At 65.1% G+C, this 15,537-nt stretch carries 14 protein-coding genes and 1 pseudogene; 6 read left to right on the top strand and 9 right to left on the bottom strand.

Annotated features, from left to right (window positions below; translation table 11 throughout):
• The first annotated feature begins 255 nt into the window (after nt 1-255).
• From APZ21_RS26790 to APZ21_RS26775, 4 genes and pseudogenes are all read left to right on the top strand, one after another.
• Nucleotides 256-537 carry a DUF262 domain-containing protein gene (locus APZ21_RS26790; protein ID WP_162240388.1) on the top strand — a complete coding sequence of 94 codons (282 nt, stop codon included), beginning with the start codon at nt 256-258 and terminating at the stop codon, nt 535-537.
• A 78-nt stretch (nt 538-615) separates the two neighbouring features.
• Nucleotides 616-1,284: a hypothetical protein gene (locus APZ21_RS34440; protein WP_156371350.1), complete on the top strand. Its 669-nt coding sequence runs from the start codon at nt 616-618 to the stop codon at nt 1,282-1,284.
• Nucleotides 1,285-1,323: 39 nt separating this feature from the next.
• Entirely contained in the window at nt 1,324-1,983 is a 660-nt protein-coding gene (locus APZ21_RS26780; protein WP_156371349.1) for a hypothetical protein, read from the top strand.
• 145 nt (nt 1,984-2,128) lie between these two features.
• Nucleotides 2,129-2,569, top strand: a pseudogene (locus APZ21_RS26775) (HipA domain-containing protein); the annotation flags it as partial.
• Between the two features lie 76 nt (nt 2,570-2,645).
• Here the strand turns inward: APZ21_RS26775 and tuf are convergent.
• From tuf to APZ21_RS26745, 6 genes are all read right to left on the bottom strand, one after another.
• A complete protein-coding gene (gene tuf / locus APZ21_RS26770) occupies nt 2,646-3,836 on the bottom strand; it encodes an elongation factor Tu (protein WP_054816045.1) in 1,191 nt (396 codons plus the stop codon).
• A 106-nt stretch (nt 3,837-3,942) separates the two neighbouring features.
• Nucleotides 3,943-6,045 (bottom strand): elongation factor G, encoded by a 2,103-nt coding sequence (fusA, locus tag APZ21_RS26765; RefSeq protein WP_054816044.1) that lies wholly within the window; start codon nt 6,043-6,045, stop codon nt 3,943-3,945.
• Between the two features lie 229 nt (nt 6,046-6,274).
• A complete protein-coding gene (rpsG, locus tag APZ21_RS26760; protein ID WP_014353063.1) occupies nt 6,275-6,745 on the bottom strand; it encodes a 30S ribosomal protein S7 in 471 nt (156 codons plus the stop codon).
• A 1-nt stretch (nt 6,746) separates the two neighbouring features.
• Nucleotides 6,747-7,121, bottom strand: coding sequence for a 30S ribosomal protein S12 (gene rpsL / locus APZ21_RS26755; protein ID WP_014353064.1), 375 nt, complete (start codon nt 7,119-7,121; stop codon nt 6,747-6,749).
• Between the two features lie 444 nt (nt 7,122-7,565).
• The gene (locus tag APZ21_RS26750) at nt 7,566-8,093 is read right to left on the bottom strand and encodes a DUF3558 domain-containing protein (RefSeq protein WP_307588701.1); all 528 of its coding nucleotides are present in this window, start codon (nt 8,091-8,093) and stop codon (nt 7,566-7,568) included.
• 38 nt (nt 8,094-8,131) lie between these two features.
• The gene (locus tag APZ21_RS26745; RefSeq protein WP_054816042.1) at nt 8,132-8,659 is read right to left on the bottom strand and encodes a DUF3558 domain-containing protein; all 528 of its coding nucleotides are present in this window, start codon (nt 8,657-8,659) and stop codon (nt 8,132-8,134) included.
• A gap of 265 nt (nt 8,660-8,924) precedes the next feature.
• On the opposite strand from APZ21_RS26745, the gene APZ21_RS26740 reads away from it, so the two are divergent.
• Nucleotides 8,925-9,446: an Lrp/AsnC family transcriptional regulator gene (locus tag APZ21_RS26740; RefSeq protein ID WP_054816041.1), complete on the top strand. Its 522-nt coding sequence runs from the start codon at nt 8,925-8,927 to the stop codon at nt 9,444-9,446.
• A gap of 27 nt (nt 9,447-9,473) precedes the next feature.
• Here the strand turns inward: APZ21_RS26740 and APZ21_RS26735 are convergent, their stop codons facing one another.
• Nucleotides 9,474-10,448 (bottom strand): NADPH:quinone oxidoreductase family protein, encoded by a 975-nt coding sequence (locus APZ21_RS26735; protein ID WP_054816040.1) that lies wholly within the window; start codon nt 10,446-10,448, stop codon nt 9,474-9,476.
• A gap of 107 nt (nt 10,449-10,555) precedes the next feature.
• Nucleotides 10,556-12,139 (bottom strand): serine/threonine-protein kinase, encoded by a 1,584-nt coding sequence (locus APZ21_RS26730; RefSeq protein ID WP_054816039.1) that lies wholly within the window; start codon nt 12,137-12,139, stop codon nt 10,556-10,558.
• A gap of 883 nt (nt 12,140-13,022) precedes the next feature.
• Here APZ21_RS26730 and APZ21_RS26725 point away from each other — a divergent pair.
• Nucleotides 13,023-13,793, top strand: coding sequence for an acyl-[acyl-carrier-protein] thioesterase (locus APZ21_RS26725; protein WP_054816038.1), 771 nt, complete (start codon nt 13,023-13,025; stop codon nt 13,791-13,793).
• A 65-nt stretch (nt 13,794-13,858) separates the two neighbouring features.
• Here the strand turns inward: APZ21_RS26725 and APZ21_RS26720 are convergent, their stop codons facing one another.
• Nucleotides 13,859-15,529 carry a 4Fe-4S binding protein gene (locus APZ21_RS26720; protein WP_054816052.1) on the bottom strand — a complete coding sequence of 557 codons (1,671 nt, stop codon included), beginning with the start codon at nt 15,527-15,529 and terminating at the stop codon, nt 13,859-13,861.
• Between the last annotated feature and the right edge of the window lie 8 nt (nt 15,530-15,537).

The following is a 15,537-nucleotide window of genomic DNA, read 5'->3' as shown; positions in this document are numbered from 1 at the left end:
ATACCCGTTGGCGCCCACGCGGGATGGCGCGAGCAGCCCGATATCGTCGTCAAGCCGAAATCGCCGCGGGCTCGGATCAGCCCCTGAACTGACGACACGTCGGCGACCTCGCGTTGCCGGGCCGATGGGGCATGTCCATCTTACGGAGCAAGGTGTCCTCGGCTGCGTTGGTAACTTTACTGATCTCCGGTTGACTACATCCGCATTGGTCACTTGAATCGCATGACTCGAGGTACGCAAGAAGGAGGAGCGTCGATGGCCGCAAGTCTGGGAACGACGCCCATGGCGCGCATCTTCGAGGTCGAGGAGATCGTCGCAAGCGTGCGCGCGGGGCAAGTTCGCATTCCAGAGTTCCAGCGACCTTTCCGGTGGGGCCTGGAAGACGGCCGCCGGTTGTTCGACAGTATCGTGCGTGGCTACCCAGTGGGTAGTTTGCTCCTGTGGGTTCGCCCGGCTTCCGCAGCACACATCACGGTCGGCGCATTGAAAATCGATGCGACAGAAATGGACAATGCCCTCTGGGTTGTGGACGGTTAGCAGCGGCTCACAACCCTGGCCAATGCACTCTCGAAAGAATCCGAGGGCGACGAACGTTTCGCGCTCAGCTTCGACCCGGTGACAGATCAGATCGTGCCGACATCCGACGGCAAATCCTTTGCGATACCTTTGCCCGTCCTGTTCGATCTTCAGCAACTCATGGCATGGTTCCGGGATGCGCCTGAAGCAATGCCATATTTCGATACGGCAACGGCCGCCGCAAAGAATATTCGCCAATTCAAGATACCCGCATCAGTGGTCGAGACCCCTGACGAGTCAGTGCTTCGAGATATTTTCGACCGGCTCAACAGCTACGGTAAGAGACTCACTCGCGCCGAGGTCTTCACAGCACTTCACCCCGCACACACCGATGACGGTCGAAGTGTGTCTACTGCGATCGAAGAAATAATTGGCCATATCGAGACCGATCTAGAGTTCGGGACGGTGGACGGCAACACCATTTTCAAGGCCGTGCTGGCGCGACGTGGTCCCGATATTGCGCGAGATATGCGATCCGAATTCGACGACCGTAGACCCAGCGAGTTTCCGGGTGAAGATGCCGAGAGCGCGTACCATGAAACTCAACTGGCTCTGGACCGGGCCATCGAATTCCTGATGTTCGACGCGTTCACACCACACTTCGCATTCCTCCCGTACCGACATCTGCTGGTGGTATTGACGAGGGTCTTCGGCCACCATCCGACGCTCGACCATCGACAAATTCAGCTATTGCGTCGATGGTATTGACGTGCCGCAGCGGCGGGCACAACACTATTTCCCGGATCGGTGACCGGTACGACCCGAGCATTGTGTGCCCTAGCCGTACCGGACGATATTGACGCCACACTCGCGGGACTACTCGGCGCCATTCCGTTCGAGAAGATCTCGATGCCCGATGTGCACCGATTTCGCACTAACCACGCAAGCAGCAAAATCATCGCCTGCGTGATGTGGTCGAGGCGACCCCGCTCACTGCGAGACGGCCGAATTCTCGACACCAATGACCTTGTCGACGCGCTGGGCGAGGCGCAGACACCGCGACCGGCTCTGACAGCGATAATATCGCGCCGCGCGGTCGTCGCCGCGAACGCGGATTCCGCGGCACGCTGGTTGCTGGTGCCCGGCCTGGAAGCGACCCCGTCCGAGTTGCCCGATATTCTCGCCGAGGCTCCGATGGGTATCGACCGCACCGAATGGGCACGTACCTTGAATTCACATCTAATAGATCCGGATATCGCGACCTGGCTGGCAAACGGCAACGCCCAGGGCTTCGTGGCGCAGCGATCCTTCACCCTGTACAACGCGGTGCAAAATTTCATGCACAATCGCATGGAATTCGATTACGAAGATACACCGTCACTGGACAGTATGATCATCGGCGATCTAGAATGGGAAACCGACCAGTCGGAGTCTGTTTCCGACGACGATTCGGACTGGGACAAGTGAATACTGTCAGCGCTGCCGGTCGTCACGCCGTCTGGCTCTACGACAGCCACATAGAATGGCAATTCCACCACCACAATTACAGCTGGTTCGAATTCTGTGAAGAGTATTTCGAAACACTTGACCGAGCAACTTCGAAACCGTAGCCGCATTGATATACCGCGGGCACGACTCTGCGGCGCTGCAAGAATTCGTTCGACGGCTGGTATTCTCGATACTCATCGTAAATGGTGATGCCCATCTGAAGAACTGGTCGCTAATCTATTACGACAAGCGAATCCCGACATTGTCGCCCGCCTATGACATCATGGCGACCGAACCGTATCCGTTCCGGGACGAGCCCGAAGATCTCGGCATGAAATTCGGCGGCGGCAAGCGATTCGATTCCGTTCGAGTCGATCAATTCGCAAGACTGGCTAAAAGGCTTCGTGCGCCTGATGACCTGGAGTTCGTCGCCGTCGACACTGTGCGACGTACCCGCGCCCAATGGCAGGAATTCATCGAGGAACTCGATGAGATCCCCGATGTTCGCGACTGCGTTCACAACGCGATAACGAGTCGAGCCGCAATGATGCTGGACAGAACTTGACCTACGAGTACCCGAGACGCCGAACGGCGCCGCCCCGGGGGGCGACGCCGTTCGGTTGATCCGGTGATTCAGGAAATCACTTGATGATCTTGGTGACGCGACCGGCACCGACGGTGCGGCCACCTTCGCGGATGGCGAAGCGCAGGCCCTCGTCCATGGCGACCGGCTGGATGAGCTTGACGGTCATCTCGGTGTTGTCGCCCGGCATGACCATCTCGGTGCCCTCGGGGAGGGTCACCACACCGGTCACGTCCGTGGTACGGAAGTAGAACTGCGGACGGTAGTTGTTGAAGAACGGGGTGTGGCGGCCGCCCTCGTCCTTCGACAGGATGTACGCCTGGCCCTCGAACTCGGTGTGCGGGGTGGTGGTGCCCGGCTTCACGACGACCTGGCCGCGCTCCACGTCCTCGCGCTTGATACCGCGAACCAGCAGACCGACGTTGTCGCCCGCCTGGCCCTGGTCGAGCAGCTTGCGGAACATCTCGATACCGGTGACCGTGGTCTTGGTCTTGTCCGGGCGGATGCCGACGATCTCGACTTCCTCGTTCACGTTGATCACGCCACGCTCGACGCGACCGGTGACGACGGTGCCACGACCGGTGATGGTGAAGACGTCCTCCACCGGCATCAGGAACGGCTTGTCGGTCTCACGCACCGGATCCGGGATGGACTCGTCGACAGCGTTCATGAGCTCGAGCACCGACTCGGTCCACTTCGGGTCGCCCTCGAGCGCCTTCAGACCGGAAACGCGCACGACCGGCGCGTCCTCGTCGAACTCCTGCGAGGCCAGCAGTTCGCGGACCTCCATCTCGACGAGCTCGAGGATCTCCTCGTCATCGACCATGTCCGACTTGTTCAGCGCGACCAGGATGTAGGGCACGCCGACCTGACGCGCGAGCAGCACGTGCTCACGGGTCTGCGGCATCGGGCCGTCGGTGGCGGCGACCACCAGGATGGCGCCGTCCATCTGCGCCGCACCGGTGATCATGTTCTTGATGTAGTCGGCGTGACCCGGGGCGTCGACGTGCGCGTAGTGGCGCTTTTCCGTCTGGTACTCGACGTGGGAGATGTTGATCGTGATACCACGAGCCTTCTCTTCCGGCGCCTTGTCGATCTGATCGAAGGCCGAGGCCTGGTTCAGATCCGGGTACTTGTCAGCCAGCACCTTGGTGATCGCTGCGGTCAGCGTGGTCTTGCCGTGGTCGACGTGACCGATGGTGCCGATGTTGACGTGCGGCTTCGTCCGCTCGAACTTCGCCTTCGCCACTGTTGGGTCCTCCTGGACTTGTTGGTGCGTGCTTTCGCAGCAGTGCGTGAGTTGGGATCATCCCCGTGTGGACGGGGAATCGGGTGGTGCTTGCGCCCGACAGGTCTTACTCGCCGGTCGCCTTGGCGATGATCTCCTTCGACACGTTGGCCGGAACCTCCGCGTACGAGTTGAACACCATGGAGTAGTTGGCCCGGCCCTGGGTCTTCGACCGCAGGTCACCGATGTAGCCGAACATCTCCGAGAGCGGAACCAGCGCCTTGACGACACGGGCACCACTGCGTTCCTCCATGGCCTGGATCTGGCCACGGCGGGAGTTCAGGTCGCCGATCACCTCACCCATGTAATCCTCGGGCGTGGTGACCTCGACCGCCATGAGCGGCTCGAGGATGACCGGACCGGCCTTGCGGGCCGCTTCCTTCAGCGCCTGCGAACCGGCGATCTTGAACGCCATCTCCGAGGAGTCGACGTCGTGGTACGCGCCGTCGAGCAGGGTCACCTTCAGGTTGACCAGCGGGTAACCGGCGAGCACACCGTACTGCATGGCGTCCTGCGCGCCCGCGTCAACCGAGGGGATGTACTCCCTGGGCACGCGGCCACCGGTGACCTTGTTCTCGAATTCGTAGTGCGCGCCGTCCTCGCCGACGAACGGCTCGATGGCGATGATCACCTTGGCGAACTGACCCGAACCACCCGTCTGCTTCTTGTGGGTGAACTCGAGCTTCTCGACCGGCTTGGTGATGGTCTCACGGTAGGCCACCTGCGGCTTGCCGACGTTGGCCTCGACCTTGAACTCGCGCTTCATGCGGTCGACGAGGATGTCGAGGTGCAACTCGCCCATACCGCCGATGATGGTCTGGCCGGTCTGGTCGTCCAGCTTCACCGAGAAGGTCGGATCCTCTTCGGCGAGGCGCTGGATGGCGGTGCCCAGCTTCTCCTGGTCGGACTTGGTCTTGGGCTCGATGGAGACCTCGATGACCGGGTCCGGGAAGGTCATGGACTCCAGCACGATCTGGTTCTGCGGATCGCACAGGGTGTCGCCGGTGGTGGTGTCCTTCAGGCCGATGACGGCGTAGATGTGACCCGCCTGTGCCTCGCCGACCGGGTTCTCCTTGTTGGAGTGCATCTGGAACAGCTTGCCCAGACGCTCCTTCTTGCCCTTGGTCGAGTTGATGACCTGGGCGCCGGAGTCGACCTTGCCGGAGTACACGCGGACGTAGGTCAGCTTGCCGAAGAACGGGTGCACGGCGATCTTGAACGCCAGCGCCGCGAACGGCTCGGTGACGCTCGCGTCGCGGTGCAGGACCTCGTCCTCCTTGCCGGGGACGTGACCGTCGGTGCCGCCGTCGTCCAGCGGGGTCGGCAGGTAGTCGATCACGGCGTCGAGCATGGGCTGCACGCCCTTGTTCTTGAACGCCGAGCCGCACAGGATCGGGTAGAGCTCGGAGTTGACCGTCATCTTGCGGATGGCGCCCTTGATCTCCTCGATCGAGAGCTCCTCGCCGCCGAAGAACTTCTCCAGCAGCGCCTCGTCGGACTCGGCGACGGTCTCCAGCAGCTCCTGGCGGTACTGCTCGGCGCGCTCCGCGAGATCGGCCGGGATCTCCTCGACCTCGTACTTCTCGCCGAGTTTGGTCTCGCCCTTCCAGACCTTGGCGTTCATCTCGACCAGGTCGACGATGCCCTCGAAGGTGTCCTCCGCGCCGATCGGCAGCTGGATGACCAGCGGCTTGGCGCCGAGACGATCCTTGATGGTCTGGACCGTGAAGTAGAAGTCGGCGCCAAGCTTGTCCATCTTGTTGACGAAGCAGATACGCGGCACGTTGTACTTGTCGGCCTGACGCCACACCTGCTCGGACTGGGGTTCGACGCCTTCTTTACCGTCGAAAACCGCGACCGCACCGTCGAGCACGCGCAGCGAGCGCTCCACCTCGACGGTGAAGTCGACGTGGCCGGGAGTGTCGATGATGTTGATCTGGTTGTCGTTCCAGTAGCAGGTGGTAGCGGCGGAGGTGATGGTGATACCACGCTCCTGCTCCTGCTCCATCCAGTCCATCGTGGCGGCGCCGTCGTGGACTTCACCGATCTTGTACGTGATACCGGTGTAGAAGAGGATGCGTTCGGTTGTGGTGGTCTTACCGGCATCGATGTGGGCCATGATGCCGATGTTGCGGACCTTGTTCAGGTCGGTGAGCACGTCCTGTGCCACGGAAATCTTCCCCGCTCTGCTTGTCGTAGATCGCTAGTTGGGATCTTGGGGTACGAGACCCTGTCGGGTCATCACTATGTCAACGCCGGAAGGTGCACGAAAGTGCCGCCTCACGACTATCTCGACCAGGCAGGATGTCCCACTCGGTGGCGACTGGCCGCCGCCACCGCCGCGAGGCGCTCCTGCCGTGTGCCTTCCCGCGCCGACACCAGCGACGGCCGGGCAGACATCACCAGCGGTAGTGCGCGAAGGCCCGGTTCGACTCGGCCATCTTGTGGGTGTCCTCACGCCGCTTGACCGAAGCGCCGAGGCCGTTGCTGGCATCGAGCAGTTCGTTGGCCAAGCGCTCGACCATGGTCTTCTCGCGACGAGCGCGCGAGAAGTTGACCAGCCAGCGCAGCGCGAGGGTGTTGGCGCGGCCGGGACGGACCTCGACCGGCACCTGGTAGGTGGCGCCACCGACGCGACGCGGCTTGACCTCGAGCGACGGCTTGACGTTGTCCAGCGCGCGCTTGAGGGTGACGACCGGATCGGTGCCGGTCTTCTCGCGCGCCTGCTCGAGCGCGCCGTAGACGATGCGCTCGGCGGTGGACTTCTTGCCGTCCAGCAGGATCTTGTTGACCAGCTGAGTAACCAGCGGCGAACCGTAGACCGGGTCGTTGATCAACGGACGCTTGGGTGCGGGGCCCTTGCGTGGCATGTCAGCTCTTCTCCTTCTTGGCGCCGTAGCGGCTGCGGGCCTGCTTGCGGTTCTTCACACCCTGGGTGTCGAGGGAGCCGCGGATGATCTTGTAGCGAACACCGGGGAGGTCCTTCACACGGCCGCCGCGCACGAGCACCATCGAGTGCTCCTGGAGGTTGTGGCCTTCGCCCGGGATGTAAGCCGTGACCTCGACCGCGCTGGTCAGGCGAACACGCGCGACCTTGCGCAGCGCGGAGTTCGGCTTCTTCGGGGTCGTGGTGTACACGCGGGTGCACACGCCACGACGCTGCGGGCTCCCCTTGAGGGCCGCAGTCTTGGTCTTGGCGACCTTGTCGCGGCGACCCTTGCGGACCAGCTGGTTGATGGTTGGCATATACCGGCTTTCCTTGTTTTGTCCGACTCGTTCGTTCGACTCGTCGTCTGTTCTTCCAGGTGTCTGTATCTGTGTTCAATTGGCGGCGGCGCGGGACCCGCGCCGGATCGCGCTCGTCCACCCCGTCCGAATCCGCTCGCGTCGCCGTTTCGGTCGGCAACGCCGCGGAGCCGGTCGCGGTCGAGCGAGAGCTCACCACCGTCGGTTCCGTCGTTCATGCCGCTGTCATCGAGCCTTCACTCGCACGTCCGACCCCGTTTCTCGCGCCCCGAGGTCGGGCGTGTCGCGCGCCGGAAATAACCCGCTTTTCGGGCATGCCGGAGAGGTCGGCCGCTTTCGCTGGCTTACGTCAGAGCACGAATTTGCCCGCATCGTGCCGGGCACAGCGATCCACGATACCCGCGACGACAACCGAGGGTCAAAGCGGGGTCGACCGGCGCGGTCCTACCTGGCCAGGTTCAGTGTCATATCGACCAGCGTCTTGGCCGCACCGCACGGATCGGGATGCGACGATCCGGCCCGATAGTTCACCCACCAGCCGACCACACCGGTATCGGCGGCGCTGGCGCTGACGCCGCAGGAGTCCGCGTCGTTGGGACGGCGTACCTCGAGGGCGAGCGCGCCCTGCACCGTGATGCTCGCGGTCGTGTAGCCCAATTTGTCGTTGTGCAGACGCTCGTTGCGCAAGTTGCCGTTCTCGTACCAGTTGAGGGTCACCATGCCGGTGGCCGCGCCCTCCAGATCCCACATGCAGACCGCGCCGAAGAACGAATCCGACACATACGATCCGGTCCCGCCCACCGTCTCGGCGATCTTGTCCGAGGACACGACCTCGCATTCGCGCAGCAACTTGTCGAACTTGGTGTTCACGCCGCCGCCGCCCGCCCCGACCGGCACGGCGGTGCCGTCGACGGTCTGCCCGCAACTCGCGGTGCCGACCAGCGCCGCACCCGCGACGAACACGGCGAACACCCGACGAAACCGTGCGCCACGGTTCACTGACCCACCCCTCATCCGAGCCGCTGCACGGTCAGCTCGGCCAGCGCGCGACTGCGGTCACACGGATTGCCCGAGATCGTTCCGTACATCCCGTAGGACGTCGACCATTCGAAGAAATCGTCATCGAGCTGCACCGCCAGATCGCAGACCTGACCGCTGGGGTCGAGTGCCGCGAAGCCCGGCTTGCCGCCGACGGTGATCTGCTCCGGCGGACGGCCCTGCGTGGTGACCCAGGCCCGTTCGCGGTCGATCGGGCTGCCTCGGTAGGACGCGAAGGTCACACTCGGCGAACCGGAACCGGCGGATTGCCAGTTGCAGCCGACGGCGTTCTTGAACACCCGTGATATCTGCCCGTATCCGAGCTTGTCGCGGACCTCGTCGTCGGTGACATGTCCGCATTCGCCGACGAACGGCCCCGGCGGCACCACCTTCGGCACCGGACGCGAGGTCCCCGAGGACGAGTCGTCGCCGCCACCGCCGCAGGCCGTCACCGCGAACAGACAGGTCAGCCCGACGACCAACGCAGACATGATCCGCATGCCGTGAACTCTACCCATGAGCCCGCGCGCGCGAGGATCCGCGCGGGCCGCTCAGAGGTTGCCGCGGGCCCGCTGCGCGCGCTCGATCGCCTCGAGAAGCGCCCTGGAATCGCCCTTTCCGAAGCCGAGTGAGCCGCGCCGACAACCAGGCAACCACGCCGTCGCGTGACGGTCACTGTGGTGAATCCGGCCGGCGCGGCCGCGGTGATGCTGGACAATTCGAACAGCACTGGTCACACGGTTCGCGCAGCACAGGGAGGCCGCCATGTCCCACGCGAAACTCGATGAGCTCGACCTCGCGATCCTCACCGCGATGCACGACTACCAGAAGGCCGGAATCCTCGAACTGCCCCGGCGCACCAAGGTCGCACGGGCCACCGTGCAGTCACGTATCGGGCGCATGGAGGAGTCCGGGCTCATCGCCTCCTACGATCCGCGGATCGACGTCACCGCCGCGGGTTTCGCGGTGCAGGCGTTCGTGACCCTCGAGATCGCCCAGGGCGCGCTGGATCTGGTCGCGGCCGAACTCGAGGCCATCCCTGGCGTGCTGGAGGCGTACGCCACCACCGGCTCCGGCGATGTCCTGTGCCGCATCGGCGCGGACTCGCAGGCGGGACTCCAGAGCGTGCTGCTGAGTATCGACCGCACGAATTCGGTGGTGCGCTCACACAGCGTGATCGTGCTCTCCACGGTCGTCGCGCCGCGCACGCTGCCGTTGCTGCGCACGCTCGCGCCGGCCCGAACCAGCAAGGCCCCCGCCTATCGGGGCAGGCCGCGGGGCGATTGAGCTCGGTCGGACCGGTGCGCGCGGCGTTCAGCGCAGCCGGACGACGACCTTGCCGGTGGCGCTGCGGTTCTCCAGCGAGGCGACCGCTTCGGCGGTCCGCTCGAGTTCGTAGAGAACCGGTGCGGGCGGGGCGATCTCGCCGGAGGCCAGCAGCGGCTCCACCTCGGCCCACTGCTCCTGGAGGTAGCCCGGATGCGACATCACCCATTCGCCCCAGGCCGCGCCGACGACTTCGACGTTCTTGAGCAGCAGCCGGTTCACCTTCACGGTGGGGATCTCGCCCGCGGTGAAGCCGACGACGAGCAGGCGGCCCGCCGACGCCAGCGACCGGATGCTGTCGGTGAACCGGTCACCGCCCACCGGGTCGAGCACGATATCGACACCGCGACCGCCGGTCAGCTCCTTCACCGCCGCAAGCCAGCCCTCGGTGAGCACCACATCGGTGGCGCCGTTGGCCCGCGCGACCTCGGCCTTCTCCTCGGTGCTCACCACCGCGATCACCCGGCCCGCGCCAAGCGCCGCCGCCATTCGCAGGGTCGAGGTGCCGATACCGCCTGCGGCGCCGTGGACGAGCACGGTCTCGCCCTCGGCCAGCCTGCCCCGATTGCGCAGGCAGAAGTGCACGGTCAGATCGTTGAAGACGATGCCGGCTCCGGCCTCGAGCGAGATGTTGTCCGGTAGTTTGAACACCATCTGCGTGGGCGCCACCGCGACCTCGGCGATGGCGTTGCCGAGCATGGTCAGCGCGACCACACGGTCACCGGCGGCGATGTGGGAGCCCTCCGGCGCCTCGCGCACCACGCCCGCGATCTCGCCGCCCACCACGAAGGGGAGCTCGGGCTTCATCTGGTACAGACCCCGGGTCATCAGCACATCCGGGTACGCCACCCCCGCGGCGTGCACGTCGATGACGACACCCCCCGGAAACGGCGTCGGCTCCGGGATCTCCACGATCTCGATCGCTTCGGGCCCTTCCAACCTACTGACCTGGGCTGCGCGCATTTCGACCGACCTCTCCGTCCGTGACGCCTGGGGCGACGTCGCGATCAACCTAACCGCGGCGGCGCACCCCGCTCAACCTGTCCTCGCACGTATCGGCCCCACTACTGTCAGCGAGAGGAAAATTCTATCATCGTCTCATTCGCGACGGTTCTGCCGTTCTGCACGACGATGAGGCTCGACGGTGAGATCACGTACTGTGTGCCGTCTTTGGGGTTGGTCACGGTGAATCCGCCGCCGCCGTTCGGCACCGGATCATCGAGTTCGATGCCCGCGTTGTCACTGTTGCGCGCACCCTTGTAGTAGTACCGGCCCACCCCGGTCCGGCAGACCACCACCCGCGACGCCGTGGTGCGCCCGATCGCGTACGCCGGATTGGCGGCGTTGCACCGCGGCCCGTCGAGGAAGCCTTGACCGTCGGCGCCGGAGACCGAACCCGACAGGGGCGGCGTCGCGTCGCGCGTCGTCGTGACAGCCTGCGACGGGGCGACCTGCGCGACCGTGGTCCGCGGGGTCTCGGCGGAACGCTGCGTCGGAGGAGCCACCGCCACCGAGCCCGCCGACGACGCGGCCGATCCGCTCGCGACCGGCGAGGAACCGTCGTGCCGGGAGTTCTGGCTGATCACCCACGCGGCCGTGATCGCGAGCAGGACCACCACCGCCGCTCCCAGCGCGCCCGCCAGCAGCGGCACGGTCGCGCCGCCGCTGGGCGCGGGCGGAACCGGCAGGGGGGCGGAGGGGTGGGTGGGATAGGAGGGCTGCGGATCGCGCCGGGTCGGCTGCGGCGCCGAGACGTGGGCGGGCGGCGCCGGGCGCGTCAGCGTCGGCGCTTCCCGCGCGGTATTCGTCACCGCGACACCGGATCCGACCCGCCCCATCGCCTCGCGCGTCGCGATGGCCATCTCCCCCGCGGTGCGGTAGCGATCGCGGGGATTCTTCGCCATCCCGCGCGCGACGACCTGGTCGAAGGCGGCGTACGCACTCGAACGCGCGCTCGGCCGCGGCGGCGGCGCCATCTGGTGCGACCGTATCGCCACCGGGAAACTGTTGGCCGGGAAGGGCACTGTGCCGGTGAGACATTCGTACAGCACACAGGTCAGCGAGTAGACATCGATCGACGGGGTGGGCGCGACGTTCTCGAATCGCTCAGGAGCCATATAGGCGAAGGAGCCGACCGCACTTCCGGTGCCGGTCAGCTGCACATCCGAATCGGAATGCGCGATACCGAAATCCACCAGATACGCGAAGGAGCCGCCGGTGATCAGAATGTTCGCGGGCTTGACATCGCGGTGGATCAATCCCGCCGCGTGCGCGGCGTCGAGCGCCGAGGCGATCTGCTCGATCACCGAGACCGCCTCGGCGACCGGCAGCGGACCCCGCGAACGGATGTGGTCCTTGAGATCCTGTCCGGCCACCAATCGCATATCGATATAGAGCACGCCGTCGATATCGCCCCAGTCGTGCACCGGAATGATATGCGGCTCTTGCAGTCTCGCGGCGGCGAACGATTCGCGGCGGAACCGTTCGACGTAGATCGGGTCGCGGGCCAACTCGACATCGAGCAACTTCAGCGCGACCGTGCGGCCCTTCTCGGTGTCGTATGCCTCGTAGACCTCGCCCATACCGCCCACGCCGAGCAGACGGCGCAGCTCATAGCGCCCGAACCGAGAACCCACCCTAGACCCTGTGGCCATGACCACAGGCTACCGCCCGTACCCGACCGTGTCGTCCGCGAGCGTGAAACACTCACCGTGACAAGGAATCCGCTACGCTCCGGTATTCCCCCGCGCCGCTCGGTCTCCCACCGCCGTGGTACCGGCAGGCCCACGACCGTCGACGCGCGTGGCCCGGTACGGCAGATCGTCCGTATCCCGCCGCGTTTCGGGACAGCGGGCAAGAAACACGTTGGCGGGCTTCGGCTTCCAGGTGGATCGACCCGAGGCCATATGTGGTGATGAGGCCGGACCGACCCCGGGCACGCCGGCCCGTACCCGTAATGGCCCGAACCGCTCGACGGCTTCGTCCGGGGACGAAGACCGACGCGGGCGGCATGCCGCCACGACCGGACGAGCGGCCACGGCACGCGGGCGGTGTCGGCATCCACTACCGCGGCGGTGTGGCACCCGGCAACCACACCGGACGCGGGGACCGACCCGACCCGGGATTCCGTATCGCGGGCCCGGTGGCGGAGATCGACCCCGGCCGACCGCCGGGGGGTGCGTGGCCGAGGAACACCCGTCCATCGTGGCGAATGTGAGGTTACGTTCTGCCGGCGCGACACGGAGCTTTACGATGGCGGTGAGGCCGATACCATGCAGGGCGGCCACGTCGTGTTCGGTCCGTGTGGTCAGGTTGGAAAGGGTGGTGATACCCGCGGCGGCAAGCGCTCGGTCGGCGGGCGCGCGCCGAGTCCGGCAGGGCGGTCGGATTCGAACATGGTCGCCATACTGCCTGGTAGGCGGCGTACCTGTGAGTAGAGACGGCTCAACGCGATGGTGTGACGCACACCCCGTAAAGTCGTCTCACAACAGCACCGCAAGAAGACGCGGCACACCGTGTGCAGCGCGAGGAGCACAAGTGTCACTCGATCAGCCACTCGCCCCGCTTCCCCAGGAGGGCATGGGCTTTGCTTCGGCGTGGCCCATCCGGGCTGGTGATGTGGATCCCTACGATCGGCTCCGCTTCGACAGCGTGGCTCGTTATCTGCAGGATATCGCCTGGGAGCAGCTGCATCAGACCTCGTTGCATCGCACCGATCCGGTGTGGATCGTCCGACGTACCGTCATCGACGTCATCCGGCCGATCCAGTGGCCGGACCAGGTGCGGCTGCTGCGGTGGTGTTCGAGCATGTCGACCCGCTGGACGAATATGCGGGTACGGATCACCAGCGGAAACGGCGGTCTGATCGAGACCGAGGGTTTCTGGATCAATATCAGCGAATCCAACAATATGCCCGCCCGCATCAGCGACGAGGGCCTGTCGTACCTGGCGCAGACCACGCAGGAACACCGGCTGCGGTGGCGACCATACCTGACCGACGCCACCCCGCCCGAATCCGACACCGATCTGCCGTTCCCGGTGCGCGCGACCGATATCGACCAGTTCAACCACGTCAACAACGCCTGTTACTGGCAGGCGGTGGAACAGTTCCTCGTGGAGTACCCGAAACTGGTCGCCGGACCGCACCGGGCGGTCATCGAATACGTCGCACCCGTACTCGCCCGCCAACACGTGACGGTACGCAGTCGGTACGAGCACGGCGACCGGTCGGGTGGGCCGGTACTGCGCCTGTGGTTCGTGGTGGGCGGTACGACCACCACGGTCGTGCGCGTCATGCCCCTGCCCTGAGCGGGTCCGGCACGAACGACAAACAGGCCGGATCGGAATGATCCGGCCTGTTTCGCGCTCGGGTGTCAGCCGCGGGCGGCTTTGAGCAGATCCTCGCGGGTGGTGAGTTTGACGCGAGGTCGTCCCGTGGTCTTGCCCGCGGTCTTCTCGGCGTTGTCGATGGCTTTCCAGCCCTCGCGGTCGACGAGGTCGGGTTGACGCTCGGCGAGCAGGTTCTTCAACGCCTCGCGGTCACCGGCGGGTGGGTCGAGTTTCCCGGCGGTGAAATCGGCGATGAGCTGTTCGACGGTTTCCACGGAATCGATCCGGTTGGTGCCGATCACCCCCCGCGGACCACGTTTGATCCAGCCCGACACATACACCCCCGTCAACACGGTGCCGTCGCTGTCGGTGACCCGCCCGTGAACGTTGGGCACCACCCCGCGGTCGGGATCGAACGGCAGATCCGGCACCGGGGACCCCTTGTAGCCGATCGACCGCAACACCAGCCCCGTCTCCAGGGTCTCGCTGCGGTCGGTCGCCCGCGCGATCAAACGACCGTCCTTGGTGTCGAGTTCGTTGTGCACGAACTCCAACGACTCCACCCGTTCGGTGCCGTGGATCGCGGTGGGCGAACCCAGATACCGGAACACGATCCGCTTGTTGCCCTCCTTGCGCGGTGCGGCCGCGTACTCCTGGGCGAGGGTGTACTTCAACGTCAGCGACGGCTCGACCTGCGGATCGTCCAACAACGCGCGGCTGGCGTGATCGAGTTCAAGATCCGCGGGATCCACCACCACGTCCACCCCGTTCAGATGGGTCAACGCCAGAAACTCCGGTGTCGTGTAGGCGGCCTGCAACGGGCCGCGGCGGCCGAGCACCACCACCTCCCGAATCTTGCTGTTCCGCAGGGCGGCAAGGGCGTGGTCGGCGATGTCGGTCTTGGCCAACTCCTCGGGGTCGACGGTCAACACCCGCGCCACATCCAGGGCGACATTGCCGTTACCCACGATCACCGCCCGCTCACCGGACAGATCGAACTCCCGGTCGGCGAAATCGGGGTGGCCGTTGTACCAGGCCACGAATTCCGTCGCCGAATGCGAACCCGGCAGATCCTCCCCTGGGACACCCATCCGCCGATCCGCCGACGCCCCCACCGCGTACAACACCGCGTGATGATGCTCCAACAACTCCTGGTGGCTGATGTGGGTGCCGACCTCCACATTCAGGTAGTACTGCACCGTGTCGCGACGAAACGCCGACTCGAACACCTTCGACACCGTCTTGGTGCCAGGATGGTCCGGCGCCACCCCCGCCCGCACCAACCCCCACGGCGTCGGTAGCCGGTCGAACAACTCCACCTGCGCGTCACAGCGCCGCAACAGCTCGTCGGCGGCGTAACACGCCGCGGGACCGGCCCCCACGATCGCCACCCGCAGCGTCCCCAACTCCTTGGGGGGACGCGACGGCGCGGTGATGGGCTCGAAATTCGACTCCAGCGGATGCCGCTGGAAATAGGCGGCATTGATGTCCCGGAACCGTGCCAACGACGCCGAAAGATCATCCTCGGAGAAGATGGCCTCCACCGGACACGCGTCCACACAAGCACCACAATCGATGCAGGTATCCGGGTCGATGTAGAGCATCTCGGTCGACGCGAATTCCGGCTGGTCCGGAGTAGGGCGAATACAGTCGACCGGGCACTCGGAGACACAGCTGGCGTCATTGCAACAACGCTGCGTGATTACGTAGGCCATATTCTGCA

The organism is Nocardia arizonensis (assembly GCF_001310275.1).
GTDB classification, from domain to species: domain Bacteria; phylum Actinomycetota; class Actinomycetes; order Mycobacteriales; family Mycobacteriaceae; genus Nocardia; species Nocardia arizonensis.
Note: the sequence above shows the minus strand (reverse complement) of the source record. Positions and strands in the feature narration are given on the sequence as shown.

What these genes read in the sequence shown, in the direction of transcription:
- APZ21_RS26790 (WP_162240388.1), top strand. Translation starts at nt 256, where the DNA reads ATGGCCGCAAGTCTGGGAACGACGCCCATGGCGCGCATCTTCGAGGTC.
- rpsG (WP_014353063.1), bottom strand. Translation starts at nt 6,745, where the DNA reads ATGCCACGCAAGGGCCCCGCACCCAAGCGTCCGTTGATCAACGACCCG.
- rpsL (WP_014353064.1), bottom strand. Translation starts at nt 7,121, where the DNA reads ATGCCAACCATCAACCAGCTGGTCCGCAAGGGTCGCCGCGACAAGGTC.
- APZ21_RS26745 (WP_054816042.1), bottom strand. Translation starts at nt 8,659, where the DNA reads ATGCGGATCATGTCTGCGTTGGTCGTCGGGCTGACCTGTCTGTTCGCG.
- APZ21_RS26740 (WP_054816041.1), top strand. Translation starts at nt 8,925, where the DNA reads ATGTCCCACGCGAAACTCGATGAGCTCGACCTCGCGATCCTCACCGCG.
- APZ21_RS26735 (WP_054816040.1), bottom strand. Translation starts at nt 10,448, where the DNA reads ATGCGCGCAGCCCAGGTCAGTAGGTTGGAAGGGCCCGAAGCGATCGAG.
- APZ21_RS26730 (WP_054816039.1), bottom strand. Translation starts at nt 12,139, where the DNA reads ATGGCCACAGGGTCTAGGGTGGGTTCTCGGTTCGGGCGCTATGAGCTG.
- APZ21_RS26720 (WP_054816052.1), bottom strand. Translation starts at nt 15,529, where the DNA reads ATGGCCTACGTAATCACGCAGCGTTGTTGCAATGACGCCAGCTGTGTC.